Origin of the sequence: Ruegeria atlantica, assembly GCF_013032505.1 — a bacterium.
GTDB classification, from domain to species: Bacteria; Pseudomonadota; Alphaproteobacteria; order Rhodobacterales; family Rhodobacteraceae; genus Ruegeria; species Ruegeria atlantica_F.
Genome location: NZ_WQCG01000003.1, coordinates 288,604 through 305,849 on the forward strand (window position 1 = coordinate 288,604; position 17,246 = coordinate 305,849).

General features: G+C 58.1%; 18 protein-coding genes. 2 read left to right on the forward strand and 16 right to left on the reverse strand.

Translation table 11 applies throughout. The annotated features are described in order from the left end of the window. Window positions 1–75 precede the first annotated feature (75 nt). The 8 genes from tilS to ybgC all read right to left on the reverse strand — a co-directional run bounded on the left by tilS (window position 76) and on the right by ybgC (window position 6,874). A complete protein-coding gene (gene tilS, locus GOW92_RS13085; protein WP_170561042.1) occupies window positions 76–1,329 on the reverse strand; it encodes a tRNA lysidine(34) synthetase TilS in 1,254 nt (417 codons plus the stop codon). Continuing rightward, window positions 1,326–2,159 carry a tol-pal system protein YbgF gene (gene ybgF / locus GOW92_RS13090; protein ID WP_170561043.1) on the reverse strand — a complete coding sequence of 278 codons (834 nt, stop codon included), beginning with the start codon at window positions 2,157–2,159 and terminating at the stop codon, window positions 1,326–1,328. Before ybgF ends, tilS begins: the two co-directional genes overlap by 4 nt. Window positions 2,160–2,163: 4 nt before the next feature. Next, on the reverse strand, window positions 2,164–2,667 hold the full coding sequence (gene pal / locus GOW92_RS13095; RefSeq protein WP_109312610.1) for a peptidoglycan-associated lipoprotein Pal: 504 nt from the start codon (window positions 2,665–2,667) through the stop codon (window positions 2,164–2,166). An 89-nt stretch (window positions 2,668–2,756) separates the two neighbouring features. Then, a complete protein-coding gene (gene tolB / locus GOW92_RS13100; RefSeq protein ID WP_170561044.1) occupies window positions 2,757–4,076 on the reverse strand; it encodes a Tol-Pal system beta propeller repeat protein TolB in 1,320 nt (439 codons plus the stop codon). Then, window positions 4,073–5,173, reverse strand: a complete 1,101-nt coding sequence (locus GOW92_RS13105; RefSeq protein ID WP_170561045.1) for an energy transducer TonB family protein — start codon at window positions 5,171–5,173, stop codon at window positions 4,073–4,075. The genes tolB and GOW92_RS13105 overlap by 4 nt, the downstream gene beginning before the upstream one ends. Window positions 5,174–5,182: 9 nt before the next feature. Continuing rightward, window positions 5,183–5,659 (reverse strand): protein TolR, encoded by a 477-nt coding sequence (tolR, locus tag GOW92_RS13110; protein ID WP_170561046.1) that lies wholly within the window; start codon window positions 5,657–5,659, stop codon window positions 5,183–5,185. 1 nt (window position 5,660) lies between these two features. Continuing rightward, window positions 5,661–6,356 (reverse strand): protein TolQ, encoded by a 696-nt coding sequence (gene tolQ / locus GOW92_RS13115; protein ID WP_170561047.1) that lies wholly within the window; start codon window positions 6,354–6,356, stop codon window positions 5,661–5,663. A 110-nt stretch (window positions 6,357–6,466) separates the two neighbouring features. Further along, entirely contained in the window at window positions 6,467–6,874 is a 408-nt protein-coding gene (ybgC, locus tag GOW92_RS13120) for a tol-pal system-associated acyl-CoA thioesterase (protein ID WP_170561048.1), read from the reverse strand. 188 nt (window positions 6,875–7,062) lie between these two features. Between ybgC and GOW92_RS13125 the strand changes: the two genes are divergently transcribed. Then, on the forward strand, window positions 7,063–8,772 hold the full coding sequence (locus tag GOW92_RS13125) for a SulP family inorganic anion transporter (protein WP_170561049.1): 1,710 nt from the start codon (window positions 7,063–7,065) through the stop codon (window positions 8,770–8,772). A 12-nt stretch (window positions 8,773–8,784) separates the two neighbouring features. Here GOW92_RS13125 and GOW92_RS13130 read toward each other — a convergent pair whose 3' ends face one another. The 4 genes from GOW92_RS13130 to ruvC all read right to left on the reverse strand — a co-directional run bounded on the left by GOW92_RS13130 (window position 8,785) and on the right by ruvC (window position 11,667). Further along, window positions 8,785–9,408 carry a hypothetical protein gene (locus GOW92_RS13130; protein ID WP_170561050.1) on the reverse strand — a complete coding sequence of 208 codons (624 nt, stop codon included), beginning with the start codon at window positions 9,406–9,408 and terminating at the stop codon, window positions 8,785–8,787. 63 nt (window positions 9,409–9,471) lie between these two features. After that, a complete protein-coding gene (gene ruvB, locus GOW92_RS13135; protein WP_170561051.1) occupies window positions 9,472–10,491 on the reverse strand; it encodes a Holliday junction branch migration DNA helicase RuvB in 1,020 nt (339 codons plus the stop codon). Window positions 10,492–10,495: 4 nt separating this feature from the next. Continuing rightward, window positions 10,496–11,173, reverse strand: a complete 678-nt coding sequence (ruvA, locus tag GOW92_RS13140; protein ID WP_170561052.1) for a Holliday junction branch migration protein RuvA — start codon at window positions 11,171–11,173, stop codon at window positions 10,496–10,498. Beyond that, window positions 11,170–11,667 carry a crossover junction endodeoxyribonuclease RuvC gene (gene ruvC / locus GOW92_RS13145; protein WP_170326920.1) on the reverse strand — a complete coding sequence of 166 codons (498 nt, stop codon included), beginning with the start codon at window positions 11,665–11,667 and terminating at the stop codon, window positions 11,170–11,172. Before ruvC ends, ruvA begins: the two co-directional genes overlap by 4 nt. 335 nt (window positions 11,668–12,002) lie before the next feature. Here ruvC and GOW92_RS13150 point away from each other — a divergent pair, with 335 nt between their 5' ends. Then, window positions 12,003–12,215, forward strand: a complete 213-nt coding sequence (locus GOW92_RS13150) for a DUF1127 domain-containing protein (RefSeq protein ID WP_108861009.1) — start codon at window positions 12,003–12,005, stop codon at window positions 12,213–12,215. A 104-nt stretch (window positions 12,216–12,319) separates the two neighbouring features. Here GOW92_RS13150 and GOW92_RS13155 read toward each other — a convergent pair whose 3' ends face one another. The 4 genes from GOW92_RS13155 to GOW92_RS13170 all read right to left on the reverse strand — a co-directional run bounded on the left by GOW92_RS13155 (window position 12,320) and on the right by GOW92_RS13170 (window position 17,214). Continuing rightward, window positions 12,320–12,664, reverse strand: a complete 345-nt coding sequence (locus tag GOW92_RS13155; protein ID WP_170561053.1) for a hypothetical protein — start codon at window positions 12,662–12,664, stop codon at window positions 12,320–12,322. 103 nt (window positions 12,665–12,767) lie between these two features. Continuing rightward, the gene (locus GOW92_RS13160) at window positions 12,768–13,640 is read right to left on the reverse strand and encodes a 50S ribosomal protein L11 methyltransferase (RefSeq protein ID WP_170561054.1); all 873 of its coding nucleotides are present in this window, start codon (window positions 13,638–13,640) and stop codon (window positions 12,768–12,770) included. Window positions 13,641–13,706: 66 nt separating this feature from the next. After that, entirely contained in the window at window positions 13,707–14,939 is a 1,233-nt protein-coding gene (locus tag GOW92_RS13165; protein WP_170561055.1) for an MFS transporter, read from the reverse strand. 79 nt (window positions 14,940–15,018) lie between these two features. Then, window positions 15,019–17,214, reverse strand: a complete 2,196-nt coding sequence (locus GOW92_RS13170; protein ID WP_170561056.1) for a primosomal protein N' — start codon at window positions 17,212–17,214, stop codon at window positions 15,019–15,021. Window positions 17,215–17,246 lie beyond the last annotated feature (32 nt).

Here is a 17,246-nt window from a genome sequence, read left to right on the forward strand (position 1 = left end):
GAAAATCTCCCAAAAGATTTCGGCAGATGGGGATCTGCCGGGTTGCTCTATAAAATAGAGATGATTCAAGCAGGTTCAATGCGATAAAAAAGAAGAGTGAAACTCGGGCGTTCCAACGGCCAATTCAGCGGACCAACCGTTCGCGAACCCGGCATTTGGCGCTGAAATCAGTTCATCTGCTCTCCAAACGGCTGGTGACGCCAACAATACCTTTCGCGGCTTGCCCAGGCTCCGCCAATCCGGAACCCTTGGCAAGCCTTCCTCGCCCAATGGGCGAATTTGCGCGTCGGCAACCGAATCTCCTGACAGAATCCAACGCCTGTCCCACAGTTCGCCAGGACGCACGGTTTCACCTTGTACTGCGTTTAGCTCTCTGCAAATCCACATCTTATTGGCCTGCGGGACCAACAAACAACCGCCGATCGAGGTAGCACTGCCGTCTTCAACGGCCTTTACTGCCTGATCCACCGAAGTTTGGCGTGGCGGATACCCCTGCCCAGCTATCCAGGCAACGCAGCCGACCAAAAGCCGTCGCTGGATTTCCTTTGGCAAGGTTTGAAAGGCCACACGATCCAAACACACGTCTCCGGTTTCCACCTTGGCAATTTTTCGGGCGGATTCCTGCGTAAAACGCTCTAAGGCTTCACGCGCTTGTGCAAGATTTTCAGCGACTCGGGTCAAAGACTTGGCTGTGATTCCCAATTCCGCGAGATCAATCAAGGCTTGCCGTGCCTTAATCCGGTCAAACCTCAAGTCCTGATTCGAGGGGTCTTCGATCCAATCAACCCTTTCGCCCGACAGGTAGTCACGCAGCGTCTGTCGTGTGACGCCCAACACTGGCCGCAACAGCGTCACACCATTCATGTTTCGCTCATTCGACATGCCGGACAGGCCCGTGATCCCAGCGGCGCGCCCCAGGCGCATTAGGAAGGTTTCGGCCTGATCATCCGCGGTGTGACCTAACGCAATCGCACTGATCGCATTGCTGTTGGCCCATTCGGCTAACAGCCTATAACGGGCCTGACGGGCCTGGTCCTGAAGGTTCCCGTCACCGGTCCAGCCTTTCCACTTCAGGATTTGATGCGTGATGCCCAGACCTGCGGCAAGGGTGCTGACTTTCCGCGCTTCGTCTTCGGATTCGGGACGCAATCCGTGGTCAACTGTCGCCGCAAACAGCTCAACCTGCGCGCCTTGCGCAATTTCGTTCAGCAACAATAGCAAGGCGACCGAGTCGCTTCCGCCGGACACAGCCACACCAAGGCGCGATGGAAGGGTTTTGGGCAAGCACGCCCGAATCTCGGCGCGCAGTCTTTCAACGTTTTCGGTCAAGAACAGCCCAGGCTTGCCATTTCCTGCGTGGCATTCGTGGCCGAAGTCGAAGATGGGAAACGCACGCCTACTTCACCAAGGGTGATACAAGCCTGATCGGTCTGCCCTAAGCGCCCGAGCGCCGAGCCCAGCTCGAACAACGCCTCGGGTGCGAATGCACCTTCGGAATCACCGGTAAAACTGGCCAAGAAGGCCCGTGCAGCCTCGCGCGTATCACCAACCCCAACAAGCGCCCGTCCGCGTTTCAGGTTGGCCTCGGGTGCCAACGGACTTCCGGGATATGACGTCTCGAACGCGGCGAACTGATCCGCTGCGGCCTGATAGTTGCCTTCTGCAAGGGCTTGAGATGCGGTATCAAAATCAGCGCGCTCGCCTACTGCAAGTTCACCCTGTTCCACCGAATTCGGTGTCGTCGGGGTAGTAGGTGTTGTCGGTGCCGCAGCTGTGATTTCGGTCTCGCCGCCCAAGGTCGACGTCTCGCCAAGCGTACTGAGATCACCGCCTTCCAGCTCTACCAACCGGAACTCCAGATCGCCGATCCGGTTGGTGCCATCGGTGACAATGTTCTGCACACGCTGGTTCAACTGTTCGGTCTGACGGGTCAGGCGCTGCAATTCAGCCTCGATGGCGTCGACGCGTTCCAGAACGGAGCTGCCGGCCAGGTTCGGCGCTGGCGAGCCTGTGGTCGAAAACTCGCGCTTGAGGCGCTGGATTTCGACGTGCAGCACCGTCAGTTCCTGACGGATATCCGCCAGGGTTTGCTGATCCTGTGCATTTGCCGCGCCGGCGGTCGCCATGACCGCAGCCAGAACCCATCCTGCAATTCGCATCATCTTACCCCAAAGTTGAACCGGTCAGAACCGTCACCGCTCGGCGGTTTTTGGAATAGCATTCCTCGGTGCTGCAAATTTCGATCGGGCGTTCCTTGCCGTAACTGACGGTGGTCAAACGGTTGCCCGCAACGCCACGTGAAATAAGGTATTCACGCGCCGCGTTTGCACGTCGCGCGCCCAGAGCGAGGTTATACTCGCGGGTGCCCTGTTCGTCCGCATGCCCTTCGATCGTGGCGACGAAATCCGTGTTGGCAAGCAGCCAGTCTGCCTGCCCCTGCAAAATCGTCTGTGCTTGCGCGGTTAGGGTCGATTGATCGACCTCAAACAACACGCGGTCCCCTACGGTTTGTTGGAAATAGGCTGGAGAGCGGGGATCACTGGGCGAACCCGGCAGGATCGAACCATTACCCCCTGCGCCACCGCCCAGTGCCGAAGGATCGTTGTTGGTGCAGGCGGCCATTATGCCCAGTGCGCCCAATGCTATGACTTTGCCCAATACATTCATTTCAGGTGCCTCGTCGTTTTATTTCTTTATTGCTGTCTCTGTTATCACAGTGCAGGAAATTTGTGAACTTTTCCAACCCCCTGCCACGATCACTTCTGCAGTGGTCCCCAGGATGGGTCGCTACCGCCATCAGGTGTCTGCACTGGCCGCAGGTTACGGCCCGAAATATCCACCGAATACAGTGTCGCCCGACCACTTGCACCCTGCGATTCCCGGGTAAACATAATGACGCGGCCATTCGGCGACCATGTCGGTCCCTCGTCCAGGAAGGACGAAGTCAGCAGGCGTTCCTCACTGCCATCTAAGCGCATGACCCCGATGTGGAAACGGCCTTTATTCTGTTTGGTAAACGCGACCAGATCACCGCGCGGCGACCAGACCGGTGTTCCATACCTGCCCTGGCCAAAGCTAATGCGCGTCGCCTCGCCGCCGTTTGAAGGCATGACGTAGAGTTGCGGCGTGCCAGAGCGATCGCTTTCAAACACGATTTGCGAACCGTCCGGGGAATAGCTGGGCGCGGTCTCAATGGCAGGTGTGTTCGTCAGGCGCACACTTTGCCCCGAGGCCAGATCCATTTTCCAAAGGTCCGTGTTGCCGCCCTGAATCAGCGAATACACAATCGAACGTCCATCGGGCGAAAAGCGCGGCGAGAAGCTCATTGTGCCGTCCTGCGTCTTCAGTTCGGTGCGTTTGACGCGGTCGACATCCAGAACGTAGATCCTTGGCTGGCCGGTTTCATAACTGGTGTACAGCAGCCGATCACCTGTGGGTGAAAACCGTGGTGCCAGAACAATAGCCGCACTGTCAGTGAGGTACTGAACATTCGCACCGTCGTAATCCATGATGGCCAGACGCTTTTGCCGCTGGTTCTTGGGTCCGCTTTCCGAGACGAATGCTACGCGGCTGTCGAAATAGCCGCTTTCACCGGTCACACGGCTATAGACCTGATCGGCCACCTTATGTGCCATGCGCCGCCATCCGTCTGTTGTGCCGGAAAACTGCAGACCGTTGCCCAGTTCCTGACCCGAAAACACATCCCAAACCCGGAAACGCACCGTCAGACGCTTGCCTGAAACGTTAACGGCCCCGGTCACCAGTGCCTCGGCATTGATTGCCTTCCAATCTGCGAACTGCACCGGTGCCTCGAAACTGCTGACCCGACTGATGAATGCATCCGACGAGATTTCGCGAAACAGCCCGGTTCCGGTCAGGTCGGCCGCAACAACACGCGAGATGTCGTTGGCAAATTGCGCGGCGGCCGGGCCGTCGGGGACGAAATTCGGCACCGCAAAAGGCAAGGGTTCGATAATCCCCTGATCCAGCTCAAGACGTAGTGGTCCGCTTTGGGCGTATACCGGCGCTGCCAGAATTGTCAGGCCAAGCAACAGGCTGGTCAGAAATCTCATCATTTGATCCGCATCCTCTCGGGATTGAATGTAATCTCAATATTCCGCCATTGATCGTATTTGTCAGTAGGCAGAGCGTATCCTTTGGCCCCGCAGCGCAAAATCGCTCGTCGGGCGGCGTCAAACGCTTGTCTTGCAGACGCGTCAGTACCGCCGGAACTGTCAAGCATTTCCAGCGTACCGCCAATCACCTTGCCATCCGGTGTCAGCGAGAACCCAACGACCACAACCGTCTGCAGCGCGTCCGTGGACAAAGAACCAACATTCCAGCACTTCGACACCGCCAGGCGCATGGCATCCTTCTCACCTGCGGTCAGCGGTGGGCCAGTCGGTTCGCTGCCCTGCGCCAATGCTTCGGCCAGTGCATCGTTGATAGCGGTTTCATCAGTGGGCGCAGGCTCCGGTTCGGTCGGCTCTTCGGTCTCGGCCACCACAGGTTCTGCCGGCGGCGTCGGTCGGTTCGGTCGCACCAGCGGGCGCGGAGAAGTACGCGGCGCGTATTCCTCGGCTTCTTCCGCCTCAGTCACGATTTCATCCGTGGCCTCCTCGGGTGCGGTCTGATCCTGCTGTTCTTGCTGAACCTCTGCTCCTTCGTCCAGCGATACGGCCGGGGACTCGATATCATCCGGTGTGGCCTCAGGCGGTGGCGGCGCAACGGGTTCCGGCGCGACCTTATCCGCAGGCCGAGGCTGCGCATCGGGCCCTGGCGGCGTGGGCAGGACGACGGCCTCGGGTTCCGGGGCCTCTAGTGCGGGGGGCTGTTCAATCTCGACCGGTTCGGGTGGGGGTGCCAGCGGTTCTGGTTCCAACTCCGGTTCTGGTTCGTTGGGCTCGGACACTTCAGGCGTCGGCGGTTCCTCTTCCACCGTTTCAGGGGTAGGAATTTCTTCCTCAGGCGCATCAGGCTGTTGCAGAGCGGTTGGTGTCGGCACCTCGGGCGCCTCACTCTGTGCTGTCATAGCGGCAAACTGCTCAGCTGAGATCACAGAGATATCCTGCACGGGCATAGGCAATGGTTCGGACCGAAAGGTACCGCCAAACAGAGCCCATGAAATCAAACTGACATGGGCAATTGCCGAGATCTTGGTGCCGGTATCCACCGCGCGGCCTCACTCTCCACCTTCGTCCAGCGCGGGGCCACCGGTGTCGGTCACCAGCCCCACATTGGAAAACCCGCCTGCATTCAGCGCACCCATGACCTGCATCACTTGCGCGTATGGAATTGCACCATCGGCCCGAAGGAAAACCCGGTCACTACTACGCTCTGCCGCAATGGCGCGCAGTTTGCCAATCAACTCTTCGCGCGCAACATCCGTGGTTTGAATTTGCACACGCCCTTCTGCAGTCATCGTGACAGTCAGCGGCTCTTCGTTGTCGCCCGGCAAGGCGCTTGCCGCGGTTTTGGGCAGGTCCACCGGCACGCCAACAGTCAACAGCGGTGCCGCCACCATAAAGATAATCAGCAACACCAGCATAACGTCTACAAATGGCGTCACGTTGATCTCAGCCATCGGCTGGGCACGCCCGCGACGACGCCCGCGTCTGCGCCCGTTTCCACCCGAAGATTGCTGAACCGCGGCGCCCATCTTAACTGTCCAACTGACGCGACAGGATGGTGGCAAATTCGTCGGCAAAAGCCTCGTAACCACCCACGATCCGATCACTGTCTGAGCTGAGCTTGTTATAGAAAATCACCGCCGGAATCGCAGCCAGCAAACCCAGGCCAGTGGCCAGCAGCGCCTCGGCAATACCTGGGGCCACAACGGCCAGGTTGGTGTTCTGTTGCTCTGCAATCTCGATAAAGGCGTTCATGATGCCCCAAACGGTCCCGAAAAGGCCAATGAATGGTGCAGTCGAGCCGACAGTCGCCAGAATGGGCAAGCCTTTTTGCAGCGTTTCGGCCTCTTTCGCGATCGCCACATCCATCGAGCGGTCAATCCGTGCGGTGGCCCCTGCGATCAATCCACCGTCTGTTCGATGTGACCTGCGCCATTCGATCATGCCCGCGGCGAAAATCTTCTCGGAACTGCCGTCGGGCTGCGGTCCGATATGTTCGAACAACTCATCCAGCGGGTTGCCGGACCAGAAGGATTCATCAAACACCTGCGCTTCGCGACGGGCGGCACGGTAATTGATCAATTTCTGAATGATTATCGCCCACGACCAGATGGATGCACCGATAAGCATCAACATCACAAGTTTGACGATAAATGTCGCGCGGGCATACAGCCCCCACATGGAGAAATCGATCTCCTGCGCCAGCGCCAGCGTTTCAGCTTCCATGAACCTGCTCTTTGTTTTTGCCTGACGGCCGTTTATTTGGCCTTGTTTTGCCAAACGCTATCCCAGTTGGTTACGAAAAGCCAACATAACCACCCCGGACCGACAAAATGTTACATCAATGCGCGAATCTCTGCCGGAAGGCGGACCGGCTTGCCTTGAGCGTTCATACAAACCGCAGTTACCGAGGCCCGGAAAATCTCGGTATCGCCCCTTTTGACCAATTGTCCCATTGTCAACCGCACTCCAGAGAGCGACGAAAGCCAGGTTTCAACAATCAGCTCATCATCGAACTTTGCGGGCGCAAGGTAGTCGGCCTCGATCCGGCGCACGACCCAGACGATCCCGCCATCACGCATCGCGTTTTGATCATTGCCCAACCGGCGCACATAGTCGGACCGCGCGCGTTCGATGAATTTCAGATAATTCGCGTGATAGACGACCCCGCCCATATCGGTGTCTTCATAGTAGACCCGGATCGGAAAGATATGCGTGTGGGGCGCATCAGCTTCATTGGCCATGATATCAGGTCCGGTCTCTAAAAAACGTTGCGCGCGGGGCAAAGCCTGCTTTGAAACAGATGCATGGTTGCCACGGCTCCTGCAATCCCCTTGTAGGCAAAATTCCTACCTTCCCAAGTCGGCTATCGAATTTTGGCGATTTGCCCTCTAGGCTTTCAGCCAGACCGAGTGAAACGATAGGGGTTTCAATGGCTAAAGGACAAAATGAAGAAAGAAATTTCCTTCTTCCAGTCCTTCAGGGCGTTTTGCCGTTCGACCGCGCGACCTTGCCTGCCGAGGTCTTGGCAGGCCTGACCTTTGCCTGCCTCGCGATCCCCGAGGTCATGGGCTACACCAAGATCGCGGGTACACCGGTTGTGACGGGGTTGTACACGATCCTTATCCCAATGGCGCTGTTCGCTTTGTTCGGCTCGTCCCGCCACCTCGTCGTGGGCGCGGATTCTGCCACGGCGGCCATCACGGCCTCGGCCCTTGCCGGCATGGCGGTATCGGGCTCGTCCGAGTATCTGGCGCTGGCGTCCTTACTGGCGCTGATGGCAGCGGTTTTGTTGATTGCAGCGCGCCTCATCGGACTGGGGTTTTTGGCTGACTTCTTATCCCGAACCGTCCTTGTCGGCTTCCTGACAGGCGTTGGCATTCAGGTCGCAACCGGCGAAATCCCGGGCCTTTTGGGGATCGAAAGTGAAGGCCACGGAACCATTGCCAAGCTACAGGCAGTCTTTCAGAACATTGGTCAGACAAGCTGGCCGACATTGGCGGTTTCGTTGGCGGTTCTGTCGGTCGTTGTCGGATGCCGTCGGTTGTCCCCGAAGCTACCCGGCCCGTTATTCGCCATCCTTGGAGTGATCCTTTGCAGCTGGGCCTTGCAATTTTCGGCATCCGGCATCGCCGTACTGGGCCCGGTGCCCAGCGGCCTGCCTGCTCTGTCGATCCCAAACGTGGATTGGAGCTGGACCCTTTTCAAACAACTGCTGCCAACTGCATTGTCCATTTTCGTTGTGATACTGGCCCAAAGCGCCGCGACCTCGCGGGCCTACGCGGCACGTTACGAAGAAAGGTTCAGCGAGAACACGGACCTTGTCGGGCTGGGTCTGGCCAATCTTGGGGCAGCCTTCTCGGGCACATTCGTTGTAAATGGCAGCCCGACAAAAACCGAGATGGTGGCGAGCGCAGGTGGCCGCAGTCAGGTGGCTCAACTAACGACCGTATTGATTGTCTTAGTGGTTATCCTCTTCCTGACTGGCCCACTAGCCTATTTGCCAAATGCGGCGCTGTCGGCTGTCGTGTTTCTGATCGGCCTCAAACTGATCGATCTGAAGGGCCTGATTGCAATCTACCGACAAGCCCGATCCGAATTCTGGATTGCAGTCGCCACAACTGCAGTTGTCGTCTTCGTTGGGGTCGAACAGGGCATCATCTTTGCCATGGTCCTGTCACTGATCGACCATACCCGACGTGGGTACCACCCCAAGAACTCGGTGATCGTCAAATACAAAGACGGCGGCTGGCACTCAAAATCCATAGCCGGGCCGAACCAATTCGAACCCGGCCTGGTGATTTATCGCTTCTCTCACAGCCTTTACTACGCGAATGCACAGCGGCTGTCGGATGAGATCACCGCAATCACTCGAAACCCCGACACCGAAGTTCGGTGGTTCTGCATCGAGGCCTCGGCCATTGATGACGTGGATTTCACCGCAGGCTACACGCTGCGCAACGTCCTAAAGCTCCTGCAGGCGAGGAACATCAAGCTGGTTTTCCTACTGGTCGACCCCCATGTGCGGTCAGAGCTGGACAGATACGGTGTGACAGATTTGGTGGGTAGTGATGCCTTTTACGACGCGGGAAGCGACCTGTTGACTGCATTTCAACACCGAAACGCATCCAATCGTAAATAGCCTCTATCGGCCCTAAGACTGCGACTGCAACCGCGCGAACAGCCGCAAAGCGTGCGCCGGATCCTGTGAGGCTCCCGGCAATACCGGATCGTATGCTGCGCGGATCAACCCGGCGATGTCCGGGCGCAAGATCGTCGCCTCACCCGCGACCGCCAGCGGCGACTGCGTTCGAAAAGCGGTGTCGGACCACAACAGGATGGTCTGCACTACCTGACTAAGTGCCAGAGTCTCGGCCGGAACCTTGGATAGCTCTTCGTCCATGCGCAGGAAAACAAACGCGGCCCGGATCGCACCGTCTTCTTCAAAGCGGAACACCCGATACTGATTTGCATCCGCCGCGATCAGCCGATCCACCAGCGGCGCAAGATCGGGAACCAACCGATCCAGATCTGGGACCTCCAACAGTTCCTTCCAGTCACGGAAGAAGAACACCATGCAGTTCGCACCAAGTTCCGGATCCGTCTCGGCCATTTTGTGATCGGCCAAGCTTACGACGGCCTCAAAAGCGCCCTTGACGGTGGTCAACGTTTCATCCTCGACCCCAAAGACGATGGGCACGATGGGTCGCCCCCAACGTGCGAACAGGAACTCTCCGCTTTCACGGGTGAACAACGACTGAATGTCTTCGGGGGTCACGCCCAATCCTTCATCTTTTCGAAAGTACTCTCGCCGAAGGCATAAAATCTAAAGGCCTCAGCTTCAACCAAACAGATCGCTCTGGCCCTTTGGTGCCGCCATTCCCAGATGCGTCCAAGCCTTCTGCGCCAGCATTCGCCCCCGTGGCGTTCGCTGGATCAGACCTTGCTGCAGCAAATAGGGCTCGATCACTTCTTCCAGCGAGTCGCGGCTTTCCGACAGTGCAGCCGACAGGGTCTCAATCCCAACCGGACCACCGGCATAGTTCTCAGCGATCAGCTTTAGGTATCGCCGGTCGGCGCCATCCAGGCCCAGATTATCCACACCCAACCGCGTCAGCGCGCCATCTGCCAGATCGAGGGTAATGCGCCCGTCGCCTTCGACGATGGCGAAATCCACCACCCGTCGCAGCAATCGGCCCGCAATCCGCGGCGTGCCGCGTGATCGGCGCGCAATCTCGCGGGCGCCTGCGTCATCAGCAGGTGCGCCCAGTTTGCGGGCGTTGCGTGTGACGATCTCATGCAACTCGTCCACCGTGTAGAACTGCAATCGCGTCGGAATGCCAAATCGGTCGCGTAAAGGTGTCGTCAGCAGGCCCATTCGCGTGGTTGCGCCGACCAAAGTAAACGGCTGCAATTCGATCCGCACCGTCCGTGCCGCCGGACCTTCGCCAATCACCAGGTCCAGCTCGAAATCTTCCATCGCCGGGTACAGGACCTCTTCGACGGCCGGGTTCAACCGGTGGATTTCGTCGATGAACAGCACATCGCGGGATTCCAGATTGGTCAGGATCGCGGCCAGATCACCGGCTTTGGCCAAAACCGGCCCTGAGGTCATGCGGAAATTCACCCCTAATTCGCGCGCCATGATCTGTGCCAGCGTCGTCTTACCCAGCCCAGGCGGGCCGTGAAACAGTGTGTGATCCATCGCCTCGCCTCGCTGGCGGGCGGATTGGATAAAAATGCGTAGATTGGCCCGCGCCTCGGCCTGACCAATGAATTCATCCAACCCCTGCGGACGCAGGGCGCGATCGTTATCCTCGGGCATGGGCTCGGGGCGCAAAGTGGGATCGGCGTCTACCATTCAGTCACCCTTTCGGTGCCAGCAGCTTGAGCGCCGCCCGGATCAATTCAGCCTCACCCGCGTCGGGCAGGCTTGCGGCAGCTTCGGCCACGGCCGAGGCCGCCTCGGACGGTCCATAGCCCAAATTGCCAAGGGCCGACAATGCGCCCGCGGATGCAGCAGCTGATCCCGAAACAGGTTTGGCCACCCGTTTCGGCACCGGTGCCGGTTCAGACAGCTCAACGACCTCCAACTCGGGGCCATCCATCGCCTCGGTCACAGTGCCACCCATTGCCATCACACCCGGCGCCTTATCTTTGAGATCCAGCACGATCCGCTGCGCCGTCTTCGGGCCCACGCCTTTCGCGGCCTTTACGGCGCCCCAATCGCCAAGCGCAATGGCTCGGCTGACCCCATCCGGACCCAGAGCGGAAAGAATGGCCAGCGACACCTTTGCACCAACACCCTGAACCGAACACAGCAGGCGATGCCATTCCTTCTCAACCAATGACAGGAAACCGTAAAGCTGCATCAGGTCTTCGCGAACGACCATGTCAGTATAGATCGAGACGGCCTCGCCGACGCCCGGCAATGCGGCCATGGTCCGGTCTGAACAATAGACGAGGTATCCGACCCCACGGACGTCAATCAGAATGTGGTCGGCTGCACGATAATCCAGACGTCCTGTCAGTTTTCCAATCATGCCCGCACCTCTTTCATGCGCGCCTGCGGCGCGGCACCGTAATATGAATGACAGATGGCGATCGCCAGCGCGTCTGCCGCATCCGCCCCTTTGGGCTGACAACCAGGCAGTTGCAATTTGACCATGTGAAGGACCTGCTCTTTTTCAGCATGGCCAACGCCCACAACGGTTTTCTTGACGCGGTTGGGTGCGTATTCGCCGACAGGCAACCCTGCTTGCGCCAGCGTCAGCAAGGCCACGCCGCGCGCCTGGCCCAGCTTCAGCGTGCCGGCCCCGTCCTTGTTGACGAAGGTTTGTTCGATCGCTGCCTGGTCGGGCTGATGTTCTGCAATGACCTCGACGATCTGATTGTGCAGCGACAGCAAGCGTTCGCCCAAATCATCGCCGTCAGACTTGCACAACCCGTTTGCAACATGGCTCAGGCGGCTACCATGCGATTCGATGACGCCCCATCCCAGGGTCCTAAGCCCCGGATCAATGCCCAAAATTCGCATGTTTTGCCTCGGCCTGCTCGGGTTTTTTGTGATCTTTCTTACGGATTAGCACGAAGCGTGAACATTTTCCAAGCGAATTGACAGAATGTCCAAAAACGACAGACCTGTTTCGCGCGCGACAAAACGGCCGGTTTGCGACAGCCAAAAGTCTGAAATCGACACGTTTCATGAACCAAAAATGGCCAATAAATTAAGGGGTTCTAATGAATTTCTAGCCCTGCAAAAAATGCATAGGACGGTTGCAATTTCCGCACTTGCACAGCCGAATTGGCGGCACTAGATGCGGCTCAGAACGAACGATCAAAACGTAAACTCAAACCAGAAGGAAACAGGATATGGCTGCACTGGACACAACCCGCACCACCACTGGCTCATTCGGCCTCGTTGGCCGTATCGGCGCATATTTCGCATCGGTCGTGAACGCCGTTGTCGAATGGAATGACGCCCGTGTGACACGTAACACGCTGAGCGGTCTGACGGATCGCGAACTGGAAGATATCGGACTGTGCCGTGGCGATATTGACGTCGTGGCCGAAGGTCGTCGTTAAGATTTAACGCACCACCCACTCATATGCCCCTTCCCTCCCTCGGGGGCAAAGCAGAACGCCGCGCATGCAGAATGCGCGGCGTTTCTGTTACATCTGCCCTGATTTTAAGGAAGAAGCCCCGCCAGTTGTTGCGAAAGCATCAGCGAAACCGGGTCGATTTGCATCACCCACGCACCCGCTTTTTCAACCGAGGTGCCTTCGTTCAATGCATCAACCCTGTACTGATAGCCCGATGGGCCAAGGCTTGTCAGTAAGAACGTCTTGAACGCGAACAACCCAAGCAGGCACATGAGAAGAAACTTCAGGGGCAAAGCTGACTTCACCCTTTGTGGTTTCATCACAACCAGCCCGTCCTTGCGCATCGTCGCGCGATAGCCACGGCTTAGTTTAGCATGTTTCTTGTTCAGGCGATTAACGCGCTGATCGAATTCAAGTTGTTTTCCCGTCATGGCAGCCTCCAAAACCGCCCCCCGATTCCAGGTTAAGACGGTAAAAACAGAATGCGACAAAATCGAGGCGAAATTCCAGAAAGCTCCAGCAAATGGCCTAGATTTAGCCCTGTTTGCTTAATATTAGCGTCGTCCACTCACCAATTTGGTCTTTTCTTGCTAAATTGAACCCGTTTTGTAGATAAACAGAAACCACGTCATCGGCTTGTTCGTTAAGGATTCCGGACAAAACCGCATAGCCTCCGACACGCAGATTCGCTGCGATTTCGGGGGCCAAAGCAACAAGGGGACCCTTGAGGATATTTGCGAAAATCAGATCGTAAGGCGCGATCGCGCCCAACTCAGGATGATCAAATCCAGCCGCTTCCACGCAACGGACTTCGCCTGCCATTCCATTTGCCTTCAGGTTGGCCTCGGCGACATCAACAGCCACCTGATCGATATCACTGGCGATGATCTCGCCTTCCCAGACTCGGGCTGCCGCCATGGCCAGCACGGCCGTTCCGCAGCCGATATCGGCCACTTTCGTGGCCGTGAATCCGTCATTCAGAAGATGATCCAGCGCCTTCAGACACCCCAAAGTGGTCCCGTGGTGACCAGTGCCAAAGGCCATTGCAGCCTCGATCAGCAAAGGGATACGTCCTTCGGGCAATTTGTCGGCATCGTGGCTGCCATAGACAAAGAACCGCCCTGCTTCGACCGGGGCCAATTCCCGGCGCACATGGGCCACCCAATCCGTTTCAGGTAGTTCTGACACTACGAAAGGCTTCGCCTCAAACGCGGCGGCCAGAACGGCCAGCGCGGTTTCGTCCGGCGTTTCCGTGAAATACCCGCCAACTTCCCACAGGCCGGAACCGTCCTCTACCTCAAAGACGCCAACACCAGTGGGTTCCGGATCCAGTCGCTCCATCGCTTCGCCCAGCCCTTCGGCAGATTTTTTACCGGTCAACGTGGTCAGCGCAGTGAATGTGGGCATGGGGGCCTCCTGTATCAATTGACACAGCGCCTATGGCGATGGCCCGCCAAGGTCAAGCTTTGGCGCCTATTCAGCTGGCGCTGCTGCGTATTTCGACAGGATCGTTTCGTTCCCTGGTTCCGGGTGACGTGGGATCAGCAAAGACAAACCCAGCGAGATCATCGCCATCGCAGCGGCAAGCGCAAAGACGGCGCCCGGCGAGATAACCCACAGCAGACCCAAAAGCGCCGGCAAGAACACAGCGGCAATATGGTTGATGGTAAAGGCCACTGCAGCCGTCGGTGCGATATCCGCAGGATCGGCGATCTTTTGGAAGTAGGTCTTCAACGCGAGTGCCAACGCAAACAGTACATGGTCGATCACATACAGAGTTGCGGCCAACACGACGCCCCAACCGAACCAATAGACCCCGCCATAGGCTGCGAAGACGATCGCCAGGCCGGCATATTCGAAGATCAGCGTGCGGCGTTCACCAAACATCGATACGGCCTTGCCCAACATCGGAGCCGCCGCCATGTTGATCACCAGATTGATCAGATAGAGGCTGGTCAGTTCGTGAACTTCAAACCCGAACTTCTCGACCATCATAAAGCCCGCGAACACGACAAAGATCTGACGTCGTGCACCGGCCATGAATTGCAGCGCGTAATACAACCAGTAACGACGGCGCAGGACCAGTTTTTTTGTCTGCGGAGTTGGGGCATCAAATTGCGGATACGCAAACAGACAGAACAGCGCCAGCAAGGTAGTCACACCGCCAGCGGCCATGAAAACAAGGTTGTAGGACAGATCAAACCGGTCCCATGTGAGAACGATCAGGCCATAGACCACGGCTGTCGCGGCGGACCCCATGGCAACCAACCAACCCAAAACCTGCGGTGCGCGGTCCTTAGGCAGCCATTGAAGCTGCAACGATTGGTTCACCGTTTCGTAGTAGTGAAACCCGATCGAGCTGAAGAGAGTGACAAACAGCAACCCACCAAGGCTGGGGAACCATGCGGTAACCGCAGTCGCCACGCCCAGCATCATCAGCGAGATCATCGCCAATACCTGCTCGCGCACAAAAATGATTACCGCGATTACGCCAACGGCTAGGAAACCAGGGATTTCACGCACCGTGTGCAGCAATCCGATGTCCGCTCCATCGAAATTCGCCACTTCGATGACGAAGTTGTTCAGCAACGCGCTCCACCCGTTGAAGGCGATGGGCATGGTCAGCGCCATCATGAACAGGAGCGTCACTGGGCGACGCCAGAACGGAAGGCTCTGCGCCTCGGATAGGGGCATTGGTTTCAGCATGGGACTCCTCTACGCCCATTTTTTGTTTTTGGCGAGAGGGAAGCAGCGCGCGCACAGTGGGTCTGCGCTGATGCAGAGATCAGTAGAAGCTCTGTGGGTCGATATCCACGGTTAATCGCAGGTCGCCCTTAAGACGCAAGGGCGCGATCCATCGTGCGATTGCATCTTGAATTGGTGCACCTTTCGGGGCTTTGACCAGCAATCGCACACGGTGTCGGCCACGAATGCGGGCGATGGGGGCTGGAGCCGGTCCAAAGACCTGCGCCCCGATATCACGCAGGGGTGCATCGTTGCGGGCCATCGCATTTCCAATATCGAACACCGGTCCCACCTCGGGTCCGGACAGGACAATCCCCGCCATTCGTCCATAAGGTGGTACACCAGCCGCCTGCCGCCCGGCAGCCTCGGCCTTCCAGAAGCCTTCCTCATCCCCGGACAAGATCGCACGGATGACCGGGTGCTCGGGCTGGAACGTTTGCAACAGCGCTTGCCCTGGCTTATCCGCCCGGCCTGCGCGGCCTGCAACCTGGCGCATCAATTGGAACGTCCGTTCAGCGGCGCGTAAATCAGCGCCGTGGAGGCTGAGATCGGCGTCGATCACACCGACCAGAGTCAGCTTGGGAAAGTTATGCCCTTTGGCGACCAACTGCGTCCCGATGATGATATCCGCGTCGCCTTGGGCAATCTCTTCGATCTTGGCTTTCAGGGCCCGGGCCGATCCGAACAGATCAGAGCTCAGCATCGCGATCTTCGCTTCGGGAAAGGTCGTTTCGGCCTCTTCGGCCAGACGCTCAATTCCTGGCCCGACCGGGGCCAGTTTCCCCTCGACCCCGCACGAAGGGCATTCCTCGGGCATCGGCTTGGTCTCACCGCATTGATGACACATCAGCCGTTTCAAGAAGCGGTGCTCAACCATCCGGGCGTCGCAATGATCACAGGCGATCTGTTCCCCGCAAGCCCGACACAATGTCACCGGCGCATAGCCACGTCGGTTAATAAACAACAGCGATTGCTCGCCCCTCTCGATCCGTTGCCGCACAGCCTGCCGCAGCGACGGAGAAATCCATGTTCCCGGCTGCATTTGTTCAGCGCGCATATCGATTGGCTTCATCTCGGGCAGGACAGCAGCACCGAAGCGCGAAGTCAGATCAACCCGTTCGTATTTGCCCGCCTCGGCATTTGCCCAGCTTTCCAGCGAAGGCGTCGCGCTGGCCAATATCACCCGCGCGCCGCAAATAGCGGACCGCAGCACGGCCATGTCCCGCGCGCTGTAATGCACACCGTCTTCTTGTTTGTAAGAAGTGTCGTGTTCCTCATCTACCACCACGAGACCAAGATTTCGAAATGGAAGGAATAGGGCCGAGCGCGCGCCGATCACCATCTGAGCATCCCCCTGCCCGACCATCCGCCAGACCCGGCGGCGTTCCGTCATGGTCGCGCCTGAATGCCACTCCGCCGGGCGCGCACCGAACCGCGCCTCCACCCGCGTAAGAAACTCCGCTGTCAGCGCAATCTCAGGCAGCAAGACCAACGCCTGTTTTCCCATGCGCAGCGCCTCGGCCACCGCCTCCAGATATACTTCGGTCTTGCCCGAGCCCGTAACGCCTTTTAGCAGCGTTGTTCCATATTCTCCGGACCGTTGACCTTCATGAAGTTTCTGAACCGCAGCCGCCTGATCCTTGGTCAGCGCCTTGCCAGGCAGATCCGGATCCAGATGCGGATAGGGTAAGTCCCTTGGGCTGTCCTCTTCCCGAACTGCGCCCTGCTTGACCAACCCTTTGACAACCGAAGACGTCACACCGGCCTGTTCTGCAAGTTCTTTCAGGGTGAAAGCCAGTCCACCATAATCACGCAAAACCTCCAGCACACGCGTCCGGGCGTCGGTCATTCGATCCGGCTCGCCAGTTCCCAGCCGGTAGATTTTGCGCATCGACGGTGGGTCACCCAACCCCGGCGCCCGGGTTGCCAAACGCAACATCGCAGGCATCGGCGTCAGCGTATAATCGGCGACCTTCCCCAGAAACAGGCGCATCTCTTCGCGCATTGGCGCGACCTCAAGCACGCGGATTATCGACCGCGCCTTGTTCAGATCGAACCCACCTTGCCCCGGGCCCCAAACAACACCCAGAACTTTTCGTGGCCCCAGCGGAACCTCAACAAACGCGCCCAGAAAACAACCACCCTCGGGCGCCTTGTAGTCCAGCGTCCGGTCCAGGGGCTGTGTGGTCAGGACCGCCACCAGCTCACCTTGGTCAAAATACTCCTGAGTGCTCACCGCATATCCTTGGGTCAGGGGGTTTCAGCATG